The organism is Streptomyces sp. NPDC043870, from assembly GCF_056435785.1.
The window spans coordinates 69,820-92,856 of record NZ_JBWKDT010000002.1; the positions used below are offsets into that span (position 1 = coordinate 69,820).

Consider the following 23,037-nt stretch of genomic DNA (forward strand, 5'->3'; position numbering starts at 1 on the left):
GGGCGCTAGAACGACATGAACGCAGAGAACCTGATTGCGCTGCTGGTGGCGGCGCCCCTGCTCGGAGCGGTCCTGCTGCTGTGCGGCGGGCGCCGGCTCGACCGTGTCGGCCACTGGCTGGGCACAGTGCTCGCCGCCGTCTCCTTCGTCATCGGTGCCGTGCTCTTCGCCGACATGCTCGGCAGGCCCGGCGACGAGCGGACCCTGACCCAGCATCTGTACAGCTGGATCCCGGTCGAGGGCTTCCAGGCCGATGTCGCCTTCCAGCTCGACCAGCTGTCGATGACCTTCGTCCTGCTGATCACCGGTGTCGGCTCGCTCATCCATCTGTACTCGGTGGGGTACATGGAGCACGACGAGCGCCGCCGCCGCTTCTTCGGCTATCTCAACCTCTTCCTCGCGGCGATGCTCCTGCTGGTCCTCGCCGACAACTATCTGCTGCTGTACGTCGGGTGGGAGGGGGTCGGCCTCGCCTCGTACCTGCTCATCGGCTTCTGGCAGCACAAGCCCAGCGCGGCGACGGCGGCCAAGAAGGCCTTCCTGGTCAACAGGGTCGGCGACATGGGCCTGTCGATCGCCATCATGCTGATGTTCACCACCTTCGGGACCTTCACCTTCGGCCCGGTGCTGGAGTCGACGGGCAAGACGTCCGAGGGTGTGCTGACCGCCCTCGGGCTGCTCCTGCTGCTCGCCGCGTGCGGCAAGTCCGCCCAGGTGCCGCTGCAGTCCTGGCTCGGGGACGCGATGGAGGGCCCGACCCCGGTCTCGGCCCTCATCCACGCGGCGACGATGGTGACCGCCGGCGTCTATCTGATCACCCGCTCCGGGGCGATCTTCAACGCCGCACCGGAGGCGCAGCTCGCGGTCGTCGTGGTCGGCGCGGTCACGCTCCTCTTCGGTGCGATCGTCGGTTGCGCGAAGGACGACATCAAGAAGGCGCTGGCCGGTTCGACGATGTCGCAGATCGGCTACATGATCCTGGCCGCGGGTCTCGGGCCGATCGGCTACGCCTTCGCGATCATGCACCTGGTGACGCACGGCTTCTTCAAGGCCGGGCTCTTCCTCGGCGCCGGATCGGTCATGCACGGCATGAACGACGAGGTCGACATGAGGAAGTACGGCGCCTTGCGGAAGTACATGCCGATCACCTTCGTCACCTTCGGCCTCGGCTATCTCGCGATCATCGGCTTCCCCGGTCTGTCCGGCTTCTTCTCCAAGGACAAGATCATCGAGGCCGCCTTCGCCAAGGGCGGCACGGAGGGCTGGATCCTCGGCGGCGCGGCCCTGCTGGGCGCGGCGATCACCGCGTTCTACATGACGCGCGTGATGATCATGACGTTCTTCGGCGAGAAGCGCTGGCAGCCCGCCCCCGACCCGGACACGGCGCCGAGCGTCGAGCCCGGTCTCGAGGTGCACCCGGGTGACATGCCGCATCCGCACGAGTCGCCGAAGTCCATGACCATCCCGATGGTCGTGCTCGCCTTCGGGTCGGTCTTCGCCGGCTTCCTGTTCTCGTGGAACGACGCGTTCGTGAAGTGGCTGGAGCCGGTCACCAGCTTCGAGCACGGCCACCCGCCGATCAGCGCGGGCGCCATCACCGGCGCGACCGTCGCGGTGATGGTCCTCGGCGTCGTGCTCGCCTACCTCCAGTACGGGCGCCGTCCCGTGCCGGTCGTCGCACCGCGCGGCTCGCTGCTCACCCGGGCCGCCCGCCGCGACCTGCTCCAGGACGACTTCAACCACATCGTTCTGGTCCGCGGCGGCGAGCACCTCACCCGCTCCCTCGTGTACGTGGACCACACCCTGGTCGACGGGGTCGTCAACGGCACGGCGGCCTCGGTCGGCGGTCTCTCCGGCCGGCTCCGCAAGCTGCAGAACGGCTATGCCCGCACCTACGCGGTCTCGATGTTCGGAGGTACGGCGTTGCTGATCGCTGCGACCCTGCTGATGAGGGCGGTGTAACTGCCATGTCATTCCCGCTCCTTACAGCGACGGCGGCGCTCCCGGCGATCGGTGCGATCGCCACCGCCGCCGTGCCGGCCGGCCGGCGCGCCGCCGCCAAGTGGCTGGCGCTGCTCGTCTCGCTCGCCACGCTCGTGCTGGCGGCGGTCGTCGCCGTACGGTTCGAGCCCGGCGGCGACCGCTATCAGCTCACCGAATCCCATGCCTGGATCAAGGACTTCGGGGTGCGGTACGAGCTGGGCGTGGACGGTATCGGGGTGGCGCTGATCGCGCTGACCGCCGTGCTGATCCCGTTCATCATCCTGGCCGGCTGGCACGACGCCGATCCCCTCGAGACGCAGTCCACGCGCTGGCGGCCGACGCAGGGCTTCTTCGCCCTGATCCTGTCCGTCGAGGCGATGGTGATCCTCTCCTTCGAGGCGACCGACGTCTTCCTCTTCTACATCCTCTTCGAGGCCATGCTCATCCCGATGTACTTCCTCATCGGCGGCTTCGGAGACCGCGCCCACGCGGGCACCGACGAGAACGCGGCGGCCCAGCGCTCGTACGCCGCCGTGAAGTTCCTGCTCTACAACCTGGCCGGCGGGCTGATCATGCTGGCCGCGGTCATCGGCCTCTATGTCGTCGTCGGCAACTTCTCGCTCCAGGAGATCACCGAAGCCCGGGCGAACGGTTCGCTGGACATGGCGACCACCACCGAGCGGCTGCTGTTCGTCGGCTTCTTCTTCGCCTTCGCGGTGAAGGCGCCTCTGTGGCCGCTGCACACCTGGCTGCCCAACGCCATGGGCGAGGCGACCGCTCCGGTCGCCGTGCTGATCACCGCCGTCGTCGACAAGGTCGGCACCTTCGCGATGCTCCGCTTCTGCCTCGGGCTCTTCCCGGAGGCCTCGGAGTGGGCGACGCCGGTGATCCTGGTCCTGGCGCTGATCAGCATCGTGTACGGCGCGCTGCTCGCGGTCGGCCAGCGGGACATCAAGCGCCTGGTCGCCTATGCGTCGATCTCGCACTTCGGCTTCATCATCATGGGCATCTTCGCGATGACGAGCCAGGGCCAGTCCGGCGCCACGCTCTACATGGTCAACCACGGGATCTCGACGGCCGCCCTGATGCTGGTGGCCGGCTTCCTGATCTCGCGGCGCGGCTCGCGGCTCATCGCCGACTACGGCGGTGTGCAGAAGGTCGCCCCGGTCCTCGCGGGCACCTTCCTCATCGGCGGTCTGGCGACCCTGTCGCTGCCGGGACTCGCGCCGTTCGTCAGTGAGTTCCTGGTCCTGGTCGGCACGTTCGCGCGCTATCCGGTGGTCGGCGTCATCGCGACCTTCGGCATCGTGCTCGCCGCGCTCTACACCCTGGTCCTCTACCAGCGGACCATGACCGGGCCGGTGAAGGCAGAGGTGCGGACCCTGCCGGACCTGCGTCTGCGCGAGCTGGTGGTGGTCACCCCGCTGATCGTGTTGCTGATCTTCCTCGGCGTCTATCCCAAGCCGCTGACGGACATCGTCAACCCGGCCGTGGAGTTCACCATGTCCGACGTACAGAAGAAGGACCCCCAGCCCGAGGTGGAGGCGGCCAAGTGAGCACGACAGCTGTCCACAGCCTGTGGACAACGGCGGCCCAACCGCTGGACAAGATCCCGGCGCCGCACATCGAGTACGCGCAGCTCGCTCCCACGCTGATCGTGATCGGAGCGGCGGTCGTGGGGGTGCTGGTCGAGGCCCTCGTCCCGCGCAAGAGCCGCTACTACACGCAGGTGTTCCTGTCCGTCGTCGCGCTGGCCGCCGCGTTCGCCGCGGTGGTCGGCCTCGCCGCCGGCGGATACGGCACGACCAAGGCCCATATCGCGGCGATGGGCGCCGTCGCGGTCGACGGGCCCGCGTTGTTCCTGCAGGGCACCATCCTGCTGGCCTCACTCGTCGCGGTCTTCACCTTCGCCGAGCGGCGCCTCGACCCCGAGGCGCACGGCAAGCGCGTGGACTCGTTCGCCGCGCAGGCCGCGTCCGTGCCGGGCAGCGACAGCGAGAAGGCCGCCGTCAAGGCCGGGTTCACCACCACCGAGGTGTTCCCGCTGGCTCTCTTCGCCATCTCCGGCATGCTCATCTTCCCGGCGGCCAACGATCTGCTGACGCTCTTCGTCGCCCTCGAGGTCTTCTCGCTGCCGCTCTACCTCCTGTGCGCCCTGGCCCGCCGCAAGCGGCTCATGTCGCAGGAGGCCGCGGTGAAGTACTTCCTGCTCGGCGCGTTCTCGTCGGCGTTCCTGCTCTTCGGCATCGCCCTGCTGTACGGGTACGCGGGCTCCGTGTCGTACGCGAAGATCGCCGACGTCGTCGACGGCACCATCCAGACCATCGACCCGGCGCTCGCCTCCACCATGGGCAACGACGCGCTGCTGCTCATCGGCGGCGCGATGATCCTGATGGGGCTGCTCTTCAAGGTCGGCGCGGTGCCGTTCCACATGTGGACCCCGGACGTCTACCAGGGCGCGCCGACCCCGATCACCGGCTTCATGGCGGCGGCCACCAAGGTCGCGGCGTTCGGCGCGCTGCTCCGGCTGCTGTACGTGGTGCTGCCGGGCATGAGCTGGGACTGGCGGCCGGTGCTGTGGGCCATCGCGATCGTCACGATGCTGGGAGGTGCGATCGTCGCGATCACCCAGACCGACATCAAGCGCCTGCTGGCGTACTCGTCGATCGCGCACGCCGGGTTCATCCTCGCCGGTGTCATCGCGGTCACTCCCGAGGGCGTCTCGTCCGTCCTCTTCTACCTGGCCGCGTACTCCTTCGTGACGATCGGCGCGTTCGCGGTCGTCACGCTCGTGCGGGACGCGGGCGGTGAGGCCACGCATCTGTCGAAGTGGGCCGGGCTCGGGCGGCGTTCACCGCTGGTGGCCGCGGTCTTCGCGGTGTTCCTGCTGGCCTTCGCCGGTATCCCGCTGACGTCGGGCTTCTCCGGGAAGTTCGCCGTGTTCAGTGCGGCGGCGCAGGGCGGTGCGGGGGCGCTGGTCGTGGTGGGTGTGATCTCGTCCGCGATCGCCGCGTTCTTCTACATCCGGGTCATCGTGCTGATGTTCTTCAGCGAGCCCAAGCCGGAGGGGCCGACGGTCGCCGTGCCGTCGCTGCTGACGACGACGACGATCGCGGTCGGTGTCGCCGTCACGCTGGTGCTCGGTGTCGCGCCGCAGTACTTCCTGGATCTGGCGGGCCAGGCGAGCGTGTTCGTGCGGTAGCCCGCGAGCGTGATCATGGTGAAGGCCCGGCATCTCCCCAGGGGGACGCCGGGCCTTCGGCTTCGGAGCCGTGGGCGCGGGCAGGTCCGGGCAGGTCTGGGCAGGTCCGGGGAGGGCCGGGCCGTCGGAAAAGGACTACGCTCGATCATGGGGAGGGCTGGAGGGTCAAAGGGAGAACATCATGATCGACCAGTACCAGTACCAGTACCCCGAGTACACCACCCCCTCGCAGGCCGAGGGCGAGGACACCGAATCGACCGAGGAACAGCACCCCGACGTCTCCCGGACGACCCCGTCGCAGGCCGAGGGCGAGCGTACGGCGGACGACGAGAGCTGACCGGCTCCGCCGGGTGAGCCCGCGCGGTCCCGGGTCCGGGTTTACGGGAACACGTCAAGCTCTTCGGGTCCTGGCCGGGCGGCTCGTGACACGTACGCACGCACATCCGCGTCCGGGTCGTTGCGTTCGGCGGGCATGCGTCGGACCGTACCGACGCACGCCCGCCGATGGTGTCGCGGCAGTGTTGCACCACTACCCGGAACCCGGGGAACGGCTCTGGCCTGCTCTTACGCCTCGGGCCGGGAAAAGATCTGCCACCCGGGCAGGCCCTCGGGCCCGTTCCGGAGGACCGGGCCCGGCCGGCCGGAAGCCAGGGCTGGTCGGCGGCTAGTCGGCGGCGGGCACGACCCGGCCCGTCACCTCGCCGAGGCCGACCTTGACACCGTCCGGGCCGGGGGCCCACGCGGTCATCGTGACCTCGTCGCCGTCCTCCAGGAAGGTCCGCTTCCCGTACGGCAGCTCCAGCGGGTCGCGCCCGTTCCAGGTGAGTTCGAGGAGGGAGCCGCGCTGGTGGACATCGGGGCCGCTGACCGTGCCGGAGCCGAAGAGGTCTCCGGTACGGAGGGAGGCGCCGTTGACCGTCATATGGGTGAGCTGCTGGGCGGCCGTCCAGTACATGGTGGCGAACGGCGGCTCGGAGACGATCTGTCCGTTGATCGCGACGGAGATACGGAGGTCGAGACCGCCGGGCTCCTCCTCGCCGGAGTCGTCGAGGTAGGGGAGCAGGTCGAAGTCCCGGGCGGGCGGGGCGACACGGGCGGCGTCGAGGGCCTCGAGCGGGGTGACCCAGGCGGAGACGGACGTGGCGAACGACTTGCCGAGGAACGGGCCGAGCGGGACGTACTCCCAGGCCTGGATGTCACGCGCGGACCAGTCGTTGAGGAGCTGCAGCCCGAAGACATGGTCGCGGAAGGAGGTCAGCGGCACGGGCTGTCCGAGCCTGGAGGGGGTGCCGACGACGAAGCCGACCTCCGCCTCGATGTCGAGCTTGACGGACGGGCCGAAGACGGGGGCCGGATCGGCAGGGGTCTTGCGCTGGCCGGAGGGCCGGACGACGTCCGTCCCGGATACGACGACCGTGCCGGAGCGGCCGTGGTAACCGATCGGCAGATGCTTCCAGTTGGGGGTGAGGGCGTCCCCGTCCGGGCGGAAGATGTGGCCGACGTTGGTGGCGTGGTGCTCGCTGGCGTAGAAGTCGACGTAGTCGGCGACCTCGTACGGCAGATGCAGGGTGACCGAGCCGAGCGGGTGCAGCAGCGGCTCGATGTCCTGACGGTGGGCGGGCACGGTCACCCACGCGGTGAGCGCGCGGCGCACGTCCCGCCAGGCCGTGCGGCCCGCCGCGAGGAGCGGGCCCAGGCTCGGCTGCGCGAGCAGCGCGGCGTACGGCGAGCCGAGCGTGTGGGCCGCGGCTCCGGCGTCGAGTACGTGGTCACCGATCCGGACGCCGAGCCGCCGCCGGCCGGGCTCGTCCGCGGTGGTGAACACGCCGTACGGAAGATTGTGCGGGCCGAAGGGATCGCCCTCGGCCAGATCGAGCGGGCTCTGCTCGGGCATCGGTGCTTGCCTCGCTTTCCACGTGTGTGGGGGACACGTTACGTGGGGGCGGGATGGCGGCGGCAGTGCCGCCTGCCCGGTCGGGGGCTCTGCCCCCGAACCCCGCTCCTCAAACGCCCAAGGGGCTGATTCCCGTTGGGGGTCCCCGGGGCGAAGCCCCGGGGGAGATTGAGGACACGGCCGAAGGCCGAACGAGGGTCGGAGCCGCACGCGAGTCCGGCAAGATCCGAACGACAGGCCTAGGCCGTGTTTGAGAACTAGCGCCGTCCGCCCGCAGGGCGGGGCTCGAGGCGTCTGGTGCGTGCAATCGCAAGGCGGAGGGGGCACCTCCCAGCGGTAGCTGGGGGAGATCATCCTCGTGCTGGACGTACTTGGATGACTCCGACAACGCAGCGTGGGGGCATGCCCGAAGGGCTACGGGGGAGTGCGTGCCAGGCGTCGCGTGCCAGGCGGGAGTTCTAAAGCACGGCCTAGCCCGTCACCCTCGGGATCCGTTTCTCCCAGGTGTGGTGGAAGACCACCTCGTCCCCGTGCCGGCACACCACCTCGTCGGAGGTGAGGAAATGGGCCGCGTCACAGGTGATTTCGGAGCGGGTCTCGATGCGTACGTCCCACGCCAGTTCAGGGCGGTGGAGGCGGATCTTCCAGTCTGATCGGGTGCGTGCGGACAGCGGGTCCCGTTCCTCGATCGAGTACGTGTCCAGGGCCTCCTCGGTGTATTCGAGACCGTCGGGGTGGACGCGGGTGCCGCCGTTGCCGGGGTCGGCCTCCAGGCGCCATTCGCCCTTGGCGACGTCGCGGACGATCAGCCGCCCGGGGCGGGGCGGGTCGAGGGTCACGGGGGTCACGACGCCGAGCGGCCCGGAGTGTTCCGGGGCCTCGAAGGCGATCGCGTCGGAGGTGGGGGTGCGGACGGGGAGTTCGAGGGAGGAGCCCGCCGGGTCGAGGGTGAAGCCCGCGGACCCGGCCCGGGGCCAGATCCAGGGCCAGTACGCGGAGGACACGGCGAGCCGGATGCGGTGGCCGGGCGGAAAGGCGTGGCCGATTCCGTTCAGCTCGAAGGTGACGTCCTCCGTGGCGCCCGGCGGCCAGGCGTCGGCGCGGTCGCGGCCGTGGCGGGCGGAGAGGTTGAGGACGCCACGGGTGACGAGGGTCGAGCTGCCGTCCGGGGCCACGTCGCAGAGGCGGGCGACGGCCTGGCCGAAGGGGGCGTCCATGCGCAGCCGCAGCGTCACCCGGGGCCGTCCGAGGATTTCCGTCCGGTCGTCGACCGCGAACTCGAAGCTCGCCGATCTGGCGTCCTCGTCGCGCTGGTCGGGCGGCAGGTCGGCGTCGTTGCCGGAGGGGACGAAGCGCCCGGCGTCGAGTCCCGTGTGCTGGGGGGAGTCGACGATCACCGGCGGCCCCCGGAAGGCGTACTCCACCGGGGTGATGTGCGGGGACGGCCACGCGTCGTCGGCGACCCAGCGGCCGGGCAGCTCGTCGTACGTCGTCGCGGGCGGATGGGACTCGCTGATCCAGGCGCGGAGCAGCGGTTCGGCCATGACGTCGGTGTCTCCCGCGCCGGTGTCACCCGCGCGGGTGTTTCCCGTGCCGGTGTTTCCCGTGCCGGTGTCTCCCGTGCGGGTGTCTCCCGCGCCGTGGGCGCTGTCGGGATCGGCCTTCAGCCAGTGGTCCCACCAGCGCAGGGTCTCCTGGAGGAAGCCGATCGCCGGGCCCGGCGGCAGCCCCTGGTCCGGGTACTGATGCGCCCAGGGCCCGATCAGCCCCTGTACCCGCGACGGGTCGAGGTGCTCGACGAGCCGCAGGACCGTGTCCCGGTACGGGTCGTGCCAGCCGCCCACCGCGAGCACCGCGGCCCGGATCGCGCCGTAGTCCTCGCAGACGCTGCCGTGCCTCCAGTGGTCGTCGCGGGTCTGGTGGTCCAGCCAGGTGTGGACGAAGGGCTGCACGGCTTCCAGCCGGTTCACCCACATCTCGCGCCAGCCTTCGCCCGCGAACAGCGGATCGGGCGGCCGGACGGTGAAGGCGAGGAGGGCCGCGGCCCAGGCCTGCATGTCCATGGCGACCACCGAGCCGCCCAGGTAGTGCACGTCGTTGTCGTAGCGGTCGTCGGTCGAGCAGACCGTGACGACGGCCTTCAGGGGCTCGGGGGCGAGCGCCGCGATCTGCAGGGCGTTGGTCCCGCCCCAGGAGACCCCGAACATGCCGACCCGCCCGTTGCACCACGGCTGCTCGGCGAGCCGTTCGACGACGGCGGCTCCGTCGGCCAGCTCGGTGGCGGAGTACTCGTCGCCGGGCAGGCCCTCGCTGTTGCCGTGGCCGCGCACGTCGACCCGTACGGACGCGTAGCCGTGGCCCGCGTACCAGGGATGGCGCTGCCAGTCCCAGGGCGCGGTCCAGTCGGTCAGCCGGTACGGGAGGTATTCGAGCAGGGCCGGTACGGGCTCGTCCGTGACCGGCCGCCAGACGCGTGCGTAGAGCCTCGTCGAGTCGGCCATGGGGATACGGATGTCCTCGTGGCGGGTCTCGTACGGGTACTCGGTGCGGATCTTCATGGCGCGGACCTCGGTGGACGGTCGTCTTCGGCCCGGGGCTGCTCGCCGTTCGCTTCGAGTTCGGTCGCAGTTCCGGACAAATGTCGTACTACCGGTCGTATGAGCTGATCAAGAACATACCGGGGGTGGCGGGAAGGCGCCCATGGTGATCGAAAGGCGACCGGATACGCTGACTTGAGTGATGGCAGCGACACATCGACAATCCGTGTGATCGTCAGCAGACAGGAGTACCTCTCGTGACCGTCGTGGGGCCGTTCGGGCTGAGCGTGCGGGACCAGGCTCTTGAGGCCGATGTCCAGACCGGATTGGCGGCTGTCGAGGCGGGGCTGCTCGATGCCACCAAGAGTGAGGTGCCCTTCATCACGGAGGCCGCGCAGCATCTCGTGCGTGCAGGGGGCAAGCGCTTCCGGCCGCTGCTGGTGATGCTCGCGGCGCAGTTCGGTGACCCGTACGCGCCGGGAATCGTGCCCTCGGCCGTCGTCGTCGAGCTGACGCATCTGGCGACGCTGTACCACGACGACGTGATGGACGAGGCCGATGTGCGCCGCGGGGTGGCCAGCGCCAATGCCCGCTGGGGCAACTCGGTGGCCGTCCTGACCGGCGACTTCCTCTTCGCCCGGGCCTCGCACATCCTGGCCGACCTGGGCCCCGAGGCCGTACGCATCCAGGCCGAGGCCTTCGAGCGGCTGGTCACCGGCCAGATCCTGGAGACCGCCGGCCCGCGCGACGGCCGTGACCCCGTCGAGCACTACCTCGATGTCATCGCGGGCAAGACCGGCTCGCTGATCGCCGTCTCCGGGCGCTTCGGCGCCATGATGTCGGGCGCCGACGAGGGCGTCACCGACATCCTCACCCAGTACGGGGAGCGGCTCGGCGTCGCCTTCCAGCTCGCCGACGACGTCCTCGACATCGCCTCCGACTCGCGCGAGTCCGGCAAGACCCCGGGCACCGATCTGCGCGAGGGCATCCCCACACTGCCGGTGCTCCGGCTGAGGGAGCAGGCCGACGCGCACGGCCGGCCGGAGGACCTGGAGCTGGTCGAGCTGCTCGCCGGCGATCTGACGGACGACGCCCGGCACGCGGAGGCGCTGGCCAGGCTGCGGGTCCACCCTGCCCTGGAGCAGGCGAGGCGGGACACCGTGCGGTACGCGGAGGAGGCGCGGGCCATGCTGGCGCCGCTGCCCGAGTGCTTCGCGAAGGCCGCGCTGGAGGAGCTCTGCGACGCGGTGGTGCACCGCGCCGGCTGAGCCGTGACGCGGCACCCCCTACTGGTCGGGTGAGGCGAACGGGTCCCCGGGTCATACCGGAGCAGTACGCGGAGTTGATCCCGAGGGCTGACGCTTCTACCCGCCCGATTTGGTCAGATGGAGACAACCACTCCTCACCAGCTTGACCAATACGGGTGAGAATGGCGGCGCGGGGTGGACTCGTGCACTGGACGGACGACGCCGCCGATCACGGAGGTAGGGCACACCATGGCACCGAACGACAACGCACGGACCACCGAAGGGGCCGGGGACCTCGCCGTCGGCCGCCGCAAGGCGGCGCGGTACATCGTCCCGGTCGCGGTGGCGGGAGTTGCCGCGGCGACCATCGGGCTCGTCCCGGCGCTCGCCGCGGCCGGCGACCCCGATCTGCCGAAGATCACGGCACAGGAACTCATCGAGAAAATCGCCAAGTCGGATGTGCAGCAGCTGTCCGGCACCGTGAAGATCAGCACCGACCTGGGCATTCCGTCGCTGGGCGGGCTCGCGGGCGACATGGCGAGCAGCTTCGCGCCCGAGGGTGAGAAGGGCGGCGAGGCCGGCTCGTCCGCGTCGCCCGACGCCAAGCTGATGGAGCTGGTGTCCGGCACGCACACGCTGCGGGTCGCGACCGACGGTCCGGACAAGCAGAAGCTGTCGATCCTCGACGACGCGGCGGAGTACAGCCTCATCCACAACGGGGCCGACGTCTGGGCGTACGACAGCAAGTCCAACGAGGTCTTCCACGGCAAGGACGACGGCAAGGGCGCGGACAGGGCCGGCGGCACGGAGCACGAGGCTCCGGGTGAGCTGCCCACCACACCGAAGGACCTCGCCGACGAGGCGCTGAAGGCCGTGGACGACACGACCTCGGTGACCGTCGACGGCACGGCCCGGATCGCCGGCCGTGACGCGTACCAGCTGCTCATCAAGCCCAAGCAGAGCGGCTCGACCATCGGCTCGGTCAGGATCGCGGTCGACGCCGAGAAGGGCGTGCCGCTGAAGTTCACGCTGCTGCCGAGCAGCGGCGGCAAGGCGGCGGTCGACGCGGGCTTCACCAAGGTCGACTTCTCCAAGCCCGCCGCGTCGACGTTCGACTTCAGCCCGCCGAAGGGCGCGAAGGTCACCGAGTCGGACGAACTGAACAGCCGGGAGAAGGAGGCCCCCAAGGCTCCGGAGGGCCTCGACGGTCTCGAGGGCCTGGAGGGCATGGAGGACTTCAAGGGGCTGAACGTCATCGGCGAGGGCTGGACCACGATCGCCGAGCTCACCGCCCCCGGCGGCGAGAGCATCACCACCCCCAAGTCCGGCGATGCCCCGCCGGAGGCCGAGAAGTTCCTGGACGCCCTCGGCGACCAGGTCAAGGGCGACTTCGGCACCGGCACGGTCTTCAAGACCCGCCTGGTCAACGCCCTGATGACGGACGACGGCAAGGTCTACGTCGGCGCGGTCACCCAGGACGCGCTGATCAAGGCGGCGAACGAGGCGAAGTAGCCGGTCCTTTCCGGCCGAGGCCGCGGCGGGGATTCCGCCGTGGCCCCGGCGGACCGGTCTCACGATGAGGGAACGCATGACCGAAGCCGCTGTCATCGAGACGCGAGGGCTCAGCAAGCGCTACCGGGGAGGGCATCTCGCCGTCGACCGGCTGGATCTCGCCGTGCCCGCCGGCAGCGTCTTCGGGTTCCTCGGGCCCAACGGCTCGGGCAAGACCACCACCATCCGGATGCTGATGGGGCTCATCGAGCCCACCTCCGGCACCGCCACCGTCCTCGGTGCCCCCATGCCCCGCGCCTCCCGCACGGTCCTGCCGAAGGTGGGCGCGCTGATCGAAGGGCCCGCGCTGTACGGGTACTTGAGCGGCCGGGACAATCTCGTACGGTTCGACTCGGCCGACGCGGCCGCCGACCCCCGTACCCGCCGGGCCCGGGTCACCGCCGCGCTCGACCGGGTCGGGCTCGGCGCCGCGGCCTCGCGCAAGGCGAAGGCGTACTCGCTCGGCATGAAGCAGCGCCTCGGGCTGGCGGCCGCGCTGCTCCAGCCGCGCAGTCTGCTCGTGCTGGACGAGCCGACGAACGGCCTGGACCCGCAGGGCATGCGCGAGATCCGCGCGCTGATCAGGGAGCTCGCGACGGACGGCACCACCGTCTTCCTCTCCTCCCACCTCCTCGACGAGATCGAGCAGGTGTGCACACACGCCGCCGTCATGAACCGGGGCACCCTCATCGCCCAGGGCCGCGTCGCCGAGCTCGCCGCGCAGACCCGGGGCCGCCTCTCCGTCACCACCCCCGACCCGGCCGACGCCGCCCGGGTGCTGAAGGAGCTCGGGGTCACCGATCTCACCGTCACCGAGGACCGGGTGACCGGGGATCCGCCGGCCGGAGCCGAACCGGCGGACATCAACGCGGCCCTGGTGCGCGCGGACGTCCGGGTACGGGCCTTCGGCCAGGAACGGGCGTCCCTGGAGGACGCGTTCGTGGCCATGACCGGGGAGGGCTTCGATGTCGCGGGCTGAAACGACGGCGCACGCTGGACCGGAGGGGACCTCGCAGGCCGGACCGGAGGGGTCGGCGGGGGCCGGAACGCCCGCACCCCGCCTCCTCCGGTCCCTCGGGCTCTTCCGCTCCGAGCTGGTCACGACCTTCCGCCGCTGGCGTACCGTCGCGCTGCTCGGCGTCCTCGCCGCCGTCCCCGTACTCATCGGTGTCGCCATCAGGATCGAGACGAGCGACGGCGGCCCGGTGGGCGACGGCAGCGGTGAGGGCCCGGCGTTCTTCACCCAGATCACCAACAACGGCCTCTTCCTCGTCTTCGCCGCGCTCGCCGCGACCCTCCCCGTCTTCCTGCCCATGGCGGTCGGCGTGGTCGCGGGCGACGCGATCGCCGGCGAGGCGAACAGCGGAACCCTGCGCTATCTGCTCGTCGCCCCGGCCGGGCGGACCCGGCTGCTGTTCGCCAAGTACGCGGCCACGCTGGCTTTCTGCCTGGCCGCCACGCTCGCCGTGGCCGCCTCGGCCCTCGCCGTGGGGGCGTTGCTCTTCCCGGTCGGCGAGGTCACCACCATCTCCGGGACCCGGATCTCCTTCGCGGACGGCCTGCTCCGCGCGCTGCTGATCGCAGTGTTCGTCGCCGCGTCCCTGACGGGGATCGCGGCGCTCGGACTGTTCGTCTCGACGCTCACCGGCAGTGGAGTCGCGGCGATGGCGACGACCGTCGGGCTGGTGATCACGGCGCAGATCCTGAACGCGATTCCGCAGCTCGACGCGGTCCACCCCTATCTGTTTCCGCACTACTGGCTGTCCTTCGCGGACGTCCTGCGCGAACCGGTCCTCTGGGACGACGTACTGCGGAACCTGGGCCTGCAGGGTCTGTACGCGGCGGTGTTCGGCTCCGCGGCGTGGGCGCGGTTCTCGGCGAAGGACATCACGGCCTGAGGCGCTTCCCGGGGTGCCCCCGCAAACGCAACTGCATGCGTATGCAGTGGTGCATACGCATGCAGTCTGTGGGGGGTGGAGGGAGAGAGGCTCAGAAAGTGAGCCTCCAGCTGTCGATGTAGCCGGTGTCCAGGGCCGCCACGTCCTGCACCCTGAGCTTCCAGGCGCCGTTGGCGACCTCGCTCGACGCGTTCACGGTGTACGTCGCGATGACGTTGTCCGCCGAGTCGCTTCCGCTGGAGTTCTTCAGCCGGTAGGCCGTGCCGTCGGGCGCCAGCAGATCGACGACCAGGTCGCCGCGCCAGGTGTGCTTGATGTCGACGCTCGCCTTGAGCGTCGCGGGCGCGTTCCCCGTACGGCCGGTCACGGTGACGGACGATGTCACCGCGGCACCGTTGTCCGGTATCGCGACATCAGTGGTGCTCTCGTAGACGTCGCCGGGCGGGACGGTCGTCCCGGCGGACAGCGTCCATACGGCGTGCGCGATCGCGTCGCTGTTCCGGTCGAGCGCGGTGTCGTCGATGTTCGACGTCGTATCGCAGGACGAGTGGTAGCAGCGGTCGAAGGCCTGCCCGGCCGTGCCGCCCCACTTCTGGGCCTGCGCGCTCGACTTCGTACGGCTGGCGCCGGTGAACAGGCCGCCCACCGGTATCCCGACGTTCTTGAACGAGGCGTGGTCCGAGCGGCCGTCGCCCTCGGTCTCGATCTCCGTCGGCACACCGAGCCCGGCGAAGTGGTCCTTGAAGGTCTGCTCGATCGTCGGGTCGTCGTCGTAGACGAAGTAGCCCGGGTTCGGCGACCCGATCATGTCGAAGTTGAGATAGCCGGAGATCTTCGAACGGTCCGTGGACGGAAGGTTGTTGACGTAGTACTTCGACCCGACGAGGCCGAGCTCCTCCGCGCCCCACCAGGCGAAACGGAGGTGCTTCGCCGGCTGCAGCTGGGCGCGGGAGACGGCGAGGGCCGTTTCCAGGACGCCTGCGGAACCCGAGCCGTTGTCGTTGATGCCCGGTCCGGAACTGACCGAGTCGAGATGGGCGCCGGCCATCAGCACCTGGTTCGCGTCACCGCCCGGCCAGTCGGCTATCAGGTTGTAGCCGGTGGCGCCGGAGGAGGTGAACTGCTGCAGGGTGGTGGTGAATCCGGCCGCGTCGAGCTTGGCCTTCACATAGTCGATCGAGGCCTTGTAGCCGGTCCGGCCGTGTGCGCGGTTGCCGCCGTTGGCGGTCGCGATCGACTGGAGCTGGGAGAGATGGCCCTTGACGTTGGCCAGCGGGATGTCGGGCGCGGCGAGCGCCGCCGGGGAAGGGGCGGCGCTCGGTGCGGCGTTCGCTGCCGTGGCGGCCGGTACGGCCGCGGTGAGCAGCCCGGCGAGGGCGAGTGCCGCGGCTGCGGCAGTGCGTCTGTGCGCGGAGTGGGTCATGTGGGGGCTCCGGATTCCGTACGGGGACAGGACGGAACGTGCGAGACCCCCTGAGACGACGGAATCCCAGGAGGCTGGAGCTGTGCGGGTGCGGCGTGTGTGCTGAATGTTCAGCGAGATGTTGACTGACCGTCAAGGGCGGAAACCGGTCAGTCGGGTTCGATAGCCGGACATCGCGGAACGGTCAACGCCGGACGGCGTTTTGGGCACGTGTCGTCTCCCCGGGCCCGGGCGCGGGCACGCTGCCTCCATGCCGGCGTGCGGGTGTATGGACCTCGGCCGGATCGCGTGGGCGCTGGCCGAGCGGGGCGCGGTCGGGATCCTGCTCGTCGTGGCCGGGACGGTCCTTGTGATGGGACTGACCGGGGGTGCGCTGGTGCTCGTCCTGCGCGCGGTCCTTCACTGGCGGGGCGCCGCCGAGCCGGCCGGGGAGCCGGCGGCTCTGGCGGACTTCCGCTGGGAGGAGGAGCGGGACGGACGGTAGCCCGTCCCGCCAGGTTCTGTCCTGCGGATCTTGCCGGGCTCGCGGTCTCATGCGACTCGCTGATCCGGCCTGATCCACCGGACAGGCCCTATTGCACGCAGAACTCGTTGCCCTCGGGGTCCTGCATGACGCACCACTCGCCCCCGGGCTCCTTCACCTGGTGCAGCACCGTCGCACCCAGCTGCTCCAGCCGGGCGACCTCCGCGTCGCGCAGCCCGGGGCCGGGGTGCAGGTCGAGATGGAGGCGGTTCTTGACGGTCTTCGCCTCCGGCACCCGCTGGAACAGCAGCCGCCTGCCCAGGCCGGCGCCCGTGTCCTTGTCGTACGGATCGTCCGGATGCCGGACGGCGGCCAGATCCCGCCATGCGCGACGGTCGTGCCAGTCGGTGGTCGCGGATTCCGGTGCGGCTCCGATGCCGAGCAGCCGCTCGATGAGGGCGCTGTTGTCCTCGGTCACGTAGTCGAGGGCCTCGGCCCAGAAGTCGGCCTGGGCGAGCGGGTCGGTCGCGTCGATCACGAGTTTCCAGTGCATCGTCATGGCAACCACTTATACTGGTTACATGAACGAAGGCGCAACGGACTCGCCCGGACTCGTCCTCCACACCCCGGAGGGGCGGTCGTACCGCTTCGACCCGGGCGCGCTCTGCCTGGAGCTGCTGACCACCGGCGGCCCGGGCGCCCTTGCCCGCTACGAGGTGCTGGACGAACCGGAGGGCCTGGTGCGCTGGGCGGAGGCGAGCCGGCTCGCCCCGGGTCTGCCGCTCACCGTGACCGCCGCGGAGGCCGCCGAGGCGCGCGCCCTCCGCGACGCCCTGTGGGGACTGACGCGGGCCCGCGCCCACGGCCGGGCGGCGGACCCGGCCGATGTGGCGGTGCTGAACGACGCGGCGGCGGCGCCCGCGCTGGTCGCCCGCCTCGCCCCCGACGCCACCCGCGCGTGGGCTCCGGGCGCGACCGGCACCCAGCTCGTGTCCACCGTCGCGCGCGATGCCATCGACCTCTTCACCGGCCCGTACGCCGACCGCATCCGCGAATGCGGCGCCCACGACTGCGGCCTGCTCTTCGTGGACACCTCACGGCCGGGACGCCGCCGCTGGTGCGCGATGGAACGCTGCGGCAACCGTCACAAGGTCCGGACCCACCGGGCCCGCCACGCCTCCTGAAGGAGGCTCGGCCCCCGGGCCCCTGGGCACGAACCACCCGCGGTCCGCAGCCGGCGGCCCGGCCCGGCACCGCCCGCGGTGGCCGAACCCGCCACGTCAGGGTGTCCCGGCGGGCCCCTGGCCGCCGCGTCCCGGTCAGGCGGCGGGTTCGGGGCTCTTCACTGCGCCCGGAACCCCGGTCGCCCGCGCCTCGGCCAGGCGGAGCGCCTCCGCCTTGTTGCGACGGGCGGTGCGCAGGGCGTCCCAGGTGAGGATGGTCAGGGCGAGCCAGACCAGCGAGAAGCCCGCCCACCGCTCGGGAGGCATGGCCTCGTGGAAGTACACGACGCCCAGCAGGAACTGGAAGAGCGGCGCCAGATACTGCAGCAGTCCCAGCGTCGAGAGGGGCACCCGGATCGCCGCGGCGCCGAAGCAGACCAGCGGCACGGCGGTGACGATCCCGGTCGCCGCGAGCAGTGCCGCATGCCCCGCGCCGTGCGCACCGAAGTCGGCCGAGCCCTGCGAACCCAGCCACAGCAGATAGGCGAGCGCGGGCAGGAACTGCACCGCCGTCTCGGCCGCCAGCGACTCGAGACCCCCGATGTTGGTCTTCTTCTTGATCAGCCCGTAGACGGCGAACGAGAACGCCAGGACCAGCGAGATCCACGGCGGCCGCCCGTACCCGACCGCCAGCACCAGCACCGCGGCGAAGCCGATGCCGACCGCCGCCCACTGCGCCGGCCGCAGTCGCTCGTTCAGCAGCAGCACGCCCATCGCGATGGTGACCAGCGGATTGATGAAGTAGCCGAGCGAGGCCTCCACGACCTGGCCGGCGTTGACGGCCCAGATGTAGAGGCCCCAGTTGACGGTGATGACCGCCGCGGCGACCGAGATCAGGCCGAGCTTGCGCGGCTCGCGCAGCAACTCCCGTACCCAGCCCCAGCGGCGCAGCGCCAGCAGGGCGACGGCGACGACGGCCAGCGACCACACCATGCGGTGGGCGAGGATCTCGACGGCGCCGGCCGGCTTCAGCAACGGCCAGAAGAGCGGGACCAGGCCCCACATGCCGTAGGCGCCGATCCCGTAAAGCAGTCCTGCCCGCTGCTCGCTGTCCTTCACTGAGCCTCCCCTGTCCTGCCCTGCGCCGCGCTGTCCTCGTCGAAGGTAGCGCCGAGCAGGGCAGGCTGTCATGTCCGTATCGCGATACGGTCATGACGCTCCGGTCAGCGGCGCGCGAGGGCCTCGGCGACCGTGTCGGCCAGCGGCGTCGTGGGCCGCCCGATGAGTCGCGCCAGGTCGCCGCTCGTACCGGCGAGCAGCCCGCGCCCGATGGCGTGGTCCACGTCGACGAGGATCGCGGCGAAGGCCTCCGGCACACCCGCGCCGGTCAGGATCTGCTGGTGCGCCTCGGCGGGCACGTCGGTGTACGCGATGTCCTCGCCGGACTGCCGGGCGACCTCGGCCGCGTACTCGGCGAGCGACCAGGCGGTGTCGCCGCTGAGCTCGTAAGCCCGGCCGAGGTGGCCCTCGCCGGTCAGTACGGCGGCTGCGGCGGCGGCGTAGTCGGCGCGGGCGGCGGAGGCGACCCGGCCCTCGCCCGCGTTGGCGACGACGGCGCCGTGCTCCAGCACCGGGGCCAGGTTGCCGGTGTAGTTCTCGGTGTACCAGCCGTTGCGCAGGAAGGTGTAGGGCAGGCCGGAGTCGAGGACCGCCTGCTCGGTGGCCTTGTGCTCGTCGGCGAGCGTGAAGTCGGCGTCGGGGCCGCCGAGGACGCCGGTGTAGGCGAGCTGGGCGACGCCCGCCTCCTTCGCGGCCGCGATGACCGCCGTGTGCTGCGGCACGCGCCGGCCGATCTCGCTGCCGGAGATCAGCAGCACCCGGTCGCCGGCCCGGAACGCTCCGGCGAGCGTCTCCGGCGCGCTGTAGTCGGCAACCCGCACGGCGATACCGCGGTCGGCCAGGTCGGCGGCCTTCTCCTGGTTCCGTACGACCGCGGCGATGGTTCCGGCGGGGACGCCGGTGGCGAGGAGGTGCTCGATGACGAGACGGCCGAGCTGTCCGGTGGCTCCGGTGACGACGATGCTCATGGGGGGATTTCTCCGTTTCGTAGGGGCTCGGGTACCGACCCTACGGTGAGCGCTAACTCTGCGAAAGTACCCACTTTGAAGTAAGGTACTGGTGTGAACGTAAGCAGGAAGCCCGACGTCAACGACACGATGTGCCCGTCCCGCATCGTCCTGGAGCACGTCACCAGCCGCTGGGGCGTCCTGATCCTCGCCGCCCTGCTGGAGCGTTCGTACCGCTTCAGCGAGCTGCGCCGGACCGTCGGCGGCGTCAGCGAGAAGATGCTGGCCCAGACGCTGCAGACCCTGGAGCGAGACGGCTTCGTCCACCGCGACGCCAAGCCCGTCATCCCGCCGCGCGTGGACTATTCCCTCACCGCACTCGGCAAGGAGGCCGCCGACCAGGTGTGGGCGCTGGCGCGCTGGACCGAGCGGCGCGTCGAGGACGTGGAGCGGGCGCGCGCCGCATACGACGAGGCCCGGACCTCCTGAGAGGAGATCCGGGCCTCGTGGGACCTCATGGCACCGCGCGGGACCTGGAGGGTCAGCCGACGACGGTCCAGGTGTCGTTGCCGGTGAGCAGTGCGGTCAGGTCGCCCTTGCCGTTCTGTTCGATGGCGGTGTCGAGCTGGTCGGACATCTGGGTGTCGTAGACCGGGCGGTCGGTGCTGCGGAACACGCCGATGGGGGTGTGGCGCAGGGTGTCCGGGTCGGCGAGCCGGGACAGCGCGAACGCGGTGGTGGGGCTGGCGCTGTGGGCGTCATGGACGAGGATCTGCGACTCGTTCTCGGGAGTGACGGTGACGGCCTTGAGGTCGCCGGTGGCCGGGTCGCGGAGCACGCCCTTGGCGTTGTCGGTGCCGAAGCGGATCGGCTGCCCGTGCTCCAGCCGGATCACGGCCTCCTCGGCCTGCTGCTTGTCCTTGAGGGCGTCGAAGGCGCCGTCATTGAAGATGTTGCAGTTCTGGTAGATCTCCACCAGCGCCGTGCCCGGGTGGTCGGCCGCCGCGCGCAGCACCTCGGTGAGGTGCTTGCGGTCGGAGTCGATGGTGCGGGCGACGAAGGACGCCTCCGCGCCGATGGCCAGTGAGACCGGGTTGAAGGGCGCGTCGAGGGAGCCCATCGGCGTCGACTTTGTGATCTTGCCGACTTCGGACGTGGGGCTGTACTGGCCCTTGGTCAGTCCGTAGATCCGGTTGTTGAAGAGCAGGATCTTGAGGTTGACGTTGCGGCGCAGGGCGTGGATGAGGTGGTTGCCGCCGATGGACAGAGCGTCGCCGTCGCCCGTGACGACCCAGACGGACAGGTCGCGGCGGGAGGAGGCGAGTCCGGTCGCGATCGCCGGAGCGCGGCCGTGGATGGAGTGCATCCCGTAGGTGTTCATGTAGTACGGGAAGCGGGAGGAGCAGCCGATGCCGGAGACGAAGACGATGTTCTCCTTCGCCAGGCCGAGCTCGGGCATGAAGCCCTGCACGGCGGCGAGGATCGCGTAGTCACCGCAGCCGGGGCACCACCGGACCTCCTGGTCCGACTTGAAGTCCTTCATGGACTGCTTGGCCTCGGCCTTCGGAACCAGGGACAGCAATGAGGACGCTGTCTCAGTCATTGATGGCCTCCTTGAGAGCCGTGGCGAGCTGCTCGGCCTTGAACGGCATGCCGTTGACCTGGTTGTAGGAGTGGGCGTCGACCAGATACTTCGCGCGGATCAGGGTGGCGAGCTGGCCGAGGTTCATCTCCGGCACCACTACCTTCTCGTAACGCTCCAGGACCTCTCCCAGATTCCGGGGGAAGGGGTTGAGGTGGCGCAGATGGGCCTGCGCGATGGGGAGGCCGGCGATTCGCAGCCGGCGGACGGCGGCGGTGATCGGCCCGTACGTGGATCCCCAGCCCAGGACCAGGGTCTTCGCGTCGTCGGGGTCGTCGACCGTCAGATCCGGCACCTCGATGCCGTCGATCTTGGCCTGGCGGGTGCGGACCATGAGGTCGTGGTTGGCCGGGTCGTAGGAGATGTTCCCGGTGCCGTCCTGCTTCTCGATGCCGCCGATGCGGTGTTCCAGGCCGGGGGTGCCGGGCACGGCCCAGGGCCGGGCCAGGGTCTGGGGGTCGCGCTTGTACGGCCAGAAGACCTCGGTGCCGTCGTCCAGGGTGTGGTTGGGTCCGGTCGCGAACCGGGTGCGCAGATCGGGCAGTTCGTCGACATCGGGGATCCGCCACGGTTCCGAGCCGTTGGCGAGGTAGCCGTCGGACAGCAGGAACACCGGGGTGCGGTAGGTCAGCGCGATGCGGGCGGCGTCCAGGGCCGCGTCGAAGCAGTCCGCCGGGGTCCTGGGGGCCACGACGGGGACCGGGGCCTCACCGTTGCGGCCGTACATGGCCTGCAGCAGATCGGCCTGCTCGGTCTTGGTCGGCAGTCCGGTGGAGGGACCGCCGCGCTGGATGTCCACGATCAGCAGCGGCAGCTCCAGGGAGACCGCCAGCCCGATCGTCTCGCTCTTGAGCGCGACGCCGGGGCCGGAGGTGGTGGTGACCGCGAGCGAGCCGCCGAACGCGGCGCCCAGCGCGGCGCCGATGCCGGCGATCTCGTCCTCCGCCTGGAAGGTGCGCACCCCGAAGTTCTTGTGCTTCGACAGTTCGTGCAGGATGTCGGAGGCCGGGGTGATCGGGTACGAGCCGAGGTAGAGAGGCAGGTCGGCCTGCTGGGACGCGGCGATCAGCCCGTAGGACAGCGCCAGGTTTCCGGAGATGTTGCGGTAGGTGCCCGGCGGGAAGGCGGTCGTCGCGGGGGCGACCTCGTAGGAGACGGCGAAGTCCTCGGTGGTCTCGCCGAAGTTCCAGCCGGCTCTGAAGGCGGCCACGTTCGCCTCGGCGATGGCGGGCTTCTTCGCGAACTTGGCCCGCAGGAACTTCTCGGTGCCTTCGGTGGGCCGGTGGTACATCCACGACAGCAGGCCGAGCGCGAACATGTTCTTCGAGCGTTCGGCTTCCTTGCGGGAGAGCCCGAGGTCCTTGAGCGCCTCGATCGTGAGGGTCGTCAGGGGTACGGGGTGGACGTTGTAGCCGTCGAGCGAGCCGTCCTCGAGCGGACTGGTGTCGTAGCCGACCTTGGCCATGGCGCGTTTGGCGAATTCGTCGGTGTTCACGATGATCTCGCCGCCGCGCGGGACGTCGCCGATGTTGGCCTTGAGCGCGGCAGGATTCATCGCCACCAGCACGTTCGGCGCGTCGCCGGGGGTGAGGATGTCGTGGTCGGCGAAGTGCAGCTGGAAGCTGGAGACACCGGGCAGGGTGCCGGCGGGGGCGCGGATCTCGGCCGGGAAGTTCGGCAGCGTGGACAGGTCATTACCGAAAGACGCCGTCTCCGACGTGAAACGGTCACCTGTCAGCTGCATACCGTCACCGGAATCACCCGCGAACCGAATGATCACCCGGTCGAGGTGGCGTACCTCTTTCGTGCCGGGGGGCTGCCGCGGCCCCCCGACGAGAGCCTCGCCGCCCTCGTCTGCCTCGTCTGCGTGCTCGGCTGGGCTACTGACCTGGCTGGTCACTGAACTGGACCTCCTTCGAGGCGGCTGGGCTGCGGCCGGCTCACCGGTCGCTCCAAGGTCAACCCTAC

General features: G+C 70.4%; 19 protein-coding genes. 11 read left to right on the top strand and 8 right to left on the bottom strand.

Features of this window, described 5'->3' with window-relative positions; genetic code table 11:
* Positions 1–15: 15 nt before the first annotated feature.
* From nuoL to AC0699_RS02715, 4 genes are all read left to right on the top strand, one after another.
* On the top strand, positions 16–1,962 hold the full coding sequence (gene nuoL, locus AC0699_RS02700) for an NADH-quinone oxidoreductase subunit L (protein ID WP_478654803.1): 1,947 nt from the start codon (positions 16–18) through the stop codon (positions 1,960–1,962).
* A gap of 5 nt (positions 1,963–1,967) precedes the next feature.
* Positions 1,968–3,539 (top strand): NADH-quinone oxidoreductase subunit M, encoded by a 1,572-nt coding sequence (locus tag AC0699_RS02705; RefSeq protein WP_478654805.1) that lies wholly within the window; start codon positions 1,968–1,970, stop codon positions 3,537–3,539.
* Positions 3,536–5,185, top strand: coding sequence for an NADH-quinone oxidoreductase subunit NuoN (gene nuoN, locus AC0699_RS02710; protein ID WP_478654807.1), 1,650 nt, complete (start codon positions 3,536–3,538; stop codon positions 5,183–5,185). Before AC0699_RS02705 ends, nuoN begins: the two co-directional genes overlap by 4 nt.
* A 181-nt stretch (positions 5,186–5,366) precedes the next feature.
* A complete protein-coding gene (locus AC0699_RS02715) occupies positions 5,367–5,522 on the top strand; it encodes a hypothetical protein (RefSeq protein ID WP_478654809.1) in 156 nt (51 codons plus the stop codon).
* A gap of 327 nt (positions 5,523–5,849) precedes the next feature.
* Here AC0699_RS02715 and fahA read toward each other — a convergent pair whose 3' ends face one another.
* Both fahA and AC0699_RS02725 read right to left on the bottom strand, forming a co-directional pair.
* Positions 5,850–7,079, bottom strand: coding sequence for a fumarylacetoacetase (gene fahA / locus AC0699_RS02720; RefSeq protein WP_478654812.1), 1,230 nt, complete (start codon positions 7,077–7,079; stop codon positions 5,850–5,852).
* A 470-nt stretch (positions 7,080–7,549) separates the two neighbouring features.
* On the bottom strand, positions 7,550–9,637 hold the full coding sequence (locus tag AC0699_RS02725; protein WP_478654815.1) for a CocE/NonD family hydrolase: 2,088 nt from the start codon (positions 9,635–9,637) through the stop codon (positions 7,550–7,552).
* Between the two features lie 236 nt (positions 9,638–9,873).
* Between AC0699_RS02725 and AC0699_RS02730 the strand changes: the two genes are divergently transcribed.
* The 4 genes from AC0699_RS02730 (at position 9,874) to AC0699_RS02745 (ending at position 14,312) form a co-directional block, all read left to right on the top strand.
* Complete coding sequence (locus AC0699_RS02730; RefSeq protein ID WP_478654818.1) at positions 9,874–10,884, top strand: polyprenyl synthetase family protein; 1,011 nt, start codon at positions 9,874–9,876, stop codon at positions 10,882–10,884.
* 228 nt (positions 10,885–11,112) lie between these two features.
* The gene (locus AC0699_RS02735) at positions 11,113–12,375 is read left to right on the top strand and encodes a LolA family protein (protein WP_478654820.1); all 1,263 of its coding nucleotides are present in this window, start codon (positions 11,113–11,115) and stop codon (positions 12,373–12,375) included.
* A 76-nt stretch (positions 12,376–12,451) separates the two neighbouring features.
* Complete coding sequence (locus tag AC0699_RS02740) at positions 12,452–13,393, top strand: ABC transporter ATP-binding protein (RefSeq protein ID WP_478654822.1); 942 nt, start codon at positions 12,452–12,454, stop codon at positions 13,391–13,393.
* Positions 13,380–14,312, top strand: a complete 933-nt coding sequence (locus AC0699_RS02745; RefSeq protein ID WP_478654825.1) for an ABC transporter permease — start codon at positions 13,380–13,382, stop codon at positions 14,310–14,312. Before AC0699_RS02740 ends, AC0699_RS02745 begins: the two co-directional genes overlap by 14 nt.
* 91 nt (positions 14,313–14,403) lie before the next feature.
* Here AC0699_RS02745 and AC0699_RS02750 read toward each other — a convergent pair whose 3' ends face one another.
* Positions 14,404–15,735, bottom strand: a complete 1,332-nt coding sequence (locus AC0699_RS02750) for a M28 family peptidase (protein ID WP_478654828.1) — start codon at positions 15,733–15,735, stop codon at positions 14,404–14,406.
* Between the two features lie 250 nt (positions 15,736–15,985).
* Between AC0699_RS02750 and AC0699_RS02755 the strand changes: the two genes are divergently transcribed.
* Positions 15,986–16,219, top strand: coding sequence for a hypothetical protein (locus AC0699_RS02755; RefSeq protein WP_478654831.1), 234 nt, complete (start codon positions 15,986–15,988; stop codon positions 16,217–16,219).
* Between the two features lie 88 nt (positions 16,220–16,307).
* Here the strand turns inward: AC0699_RS02755 and AC0699_RS02760 are convergent, their stop codons facing one another.
* On the bottom strand, positions 16,308–16,757 hold the full coding sequence (locus tag AC0699_RS02760) for a VOC family protein (protein ID WP_478654833.1): 450 nt from the start codon (positions 16,755–16,757) through the stop codon (positions 16,308–16,310).
* 22 nt (positions 16,758–16,779) lie between these two features.
* Here AC0699_RS02760 and AC0699_RS02765 point away from each other — a divergent pair, with 22 nt between their 5' ends.
* Positions 16,780–17,382 (top strand): CGNR zinc finger domain-containing protein, encoded by a 603-nt coding sequence (locus AC0699_RS02765; RefSeq protein ID WP_478654836.1) that lies wholly within the window; start codon positions 16,780–16,782, stop codon positions 17,380–17,382.
* Positions 17,383–17,517: 135 nt separating this feature from the next.
* Here AC0699_RS02765 and rarD read toward each other — a convergent pair whose 3' ends face one another.
* Positions 17,518–18,426 carry an EamA family transporter RarD gene (gene rarD, locus AC0699_RS02770; protein WP_478655475.1) on the bottom strand — a complete coding sequence of 303 codons (909 nt, stop codon included), beginning with the start codon at positions 18,424–18,426 and terminating at the stop codon, positions 17,518–17,520.
* Between the two features lie 158 nt (positions 18,427–18,584).
* Positions 18,585–19,448, bottom strand: coding sequence for an SDR family oxidoreductase (locus AC0699_RS02775; RefSeq protein WP_478654838.1), 864 nt, complete (start codon positions 19,446–19,448; stop codon positions 18,585–18,587).
* Between the two features lie 129 nt (positions 19,449–19,577).
* Between AC0699_RS02775 and AC0699_RS02780 the strand changes: the two genes are divergently transcribed.
* Positions 19,578–19,916: a winged helix-turn-helix transcriptional regulator gene (locus AC0699_RS02780; protein WP_478655478.1), complete on the top strand. Its 339-nt coding sequence runs from the start codon at positions 19,578–19,580 to the stop codon at positions 19,914–19,916.
* A gap of 52 nt (positions 19,917–19,968) precedes the next feature.
* On the opposite strand, the gene AC0699_RS02785 is transcribed toward AC0699_RS02780, so the two are convergent.
* Both AC0699_RS02785 and AC0699_RS02790 read right to left on the bottom strand, forming a co-directional pair.
* A complete protein-coding gene (locus AC0699_RS02785) occupies positions 19,969–21,030 on the bottom strand; it encodes a 2-oxoacid:ferredoxin oxidoreductase subunit beta (RefSeq protein WP_478654841.1) in 1,062 nt (353 codons plus the stop codon).
* Complete coding sequence (locus AC0699_RS02790; protein ID WP_478654843.1) at positions 21,023–22,969, bottom strand: 2-oxoacid:acceptor oxidoreductase subunit alpha; 1,947 nt, start codon at positions 22,967–22,969, stop codon at positions 21,023–21,025. Before AC0699_RS02790 ends, AC0699_RS02785 begins: the two co-directional genes overlap by 8 nt.
* Positions 22,970–23,037 lie beyond the last annotated feature (68 nt).

Excerpts from the sequence above, each read along its gene's own strand:
- nuoL (WP_478654803.1), top strand. The coding sequence starts at position 16 with ATGAACGCAGAGAACCTGATTGCGCTGCTGGTGGCGGCGCCCCTGCTC.
- AC0699_RS02705 (WP_478654805.1), top strand. The coding sequence starts at position 1,968 with ATGTCATTCCCGCTCCTTACAGCGACGGCGGCGCTCCCGGCGATCGGT.
- AC0699_RS02715 (WP_478654809.1), top strand. The coding sequence starts at position 5,367 with ATGATCGACCAGTACCAGTACCAGTACCCCGAGTACACCACCCCCTCG.
- fahA (WP_478654812.1), bottom strand. The coding sequence starts at position 7,079 with ATGCCCGAGCAGAGCCCGCTCGATCTGGCCGAGGGCGATCCCTTCGGC.
- AC0699_RS02725 (WP_478654815.1), bottom strand. The coding sequence starts at position 9,637 with ATGAAGATCCGCACCGAGTACCCGTACGAGACCCGCCACGAGGACATC.
- AC0699_RS02735 (WP_478654820.1), top strand. The coding sequence starts at position 11,113 with ATGGCACCGAACGACAACGCACGGACCACCGAAGGGGCCGGGGACCTC.
- AC0699_RS02740 (WP_478654822.1), top strand. The coding sequence starts at position 12,452 with ATGACCGAAGCCGCTGTCATCGAGACGCGAGGGCTCAGCAAGCGCTAC.
- AC0699_RS02745 (WP_478654825.1), top strand. The coding sequence starts at position 13,380 with ATGTCGCGGGCTGAAACGACGGCGCACGCTGGACCGGAGGGGACCTCG.
- AC0699_RS02750 (WP_478654828.1), bottom strand. The coding sequence starts at position 15,735 with ATGACCCACTCCGCGCACAGACGCACTGCCGCAGCCGCGGCACTCGCC.
- AC0699_RS02755 (WP_478654831.1), top strand. The coding sequence starts at position 15,986 with ATGCCGGCGTGCGGGTGTATGGACCTCGGCCGGATCGCGTGGGCGCTG.
- AC0699_RS02760 (WP_478654833.1), bottom strand. The coding sequence starts at position 16,757 with ATGACGATGCACTGGAAACTCGTGATCGACGCGACCGACCCGCTCGCC.
- AC0699_RS02765 (WP_478654836.1), top strand. The coding sequence starts at position 16,780 with ATGAACGAAGGCGCAACGGACTCGCCCGGACTCGTCCTCCACACCCCG.
- rarD (WP_478655475.1), bottom strand. The coding sequence starts at position 18,426 with ATGTGGGGCCTGGTCCCGCTCTTCTGGCCGTTGCTGAAGCCGGCCGGC.
- AC0699_RS02775 (WP_478654838.1), bottom strand. The coding sequence starts at position 19,448 with ATGAGCATCGTCGTCACCGGAGCCACCGGACAGCTCGGCCGTCTCGTC.
- AC0699_RS02780 (WP_478655478.1), top strand. The coding sequence starts at position 19,578 with ATGTGCCCGTCCCGCATCGTCCTGGAGCACGTCACCAGCCGCTGGGGC.
- AC0699_RS02785 (WP_478654841.1), bottom strand. The coding sequence starts at position 21,030 with ATGACTGAGACAGCGTCCTCATTGCTGTCCCTGGTTCCGAAGGCCGAG.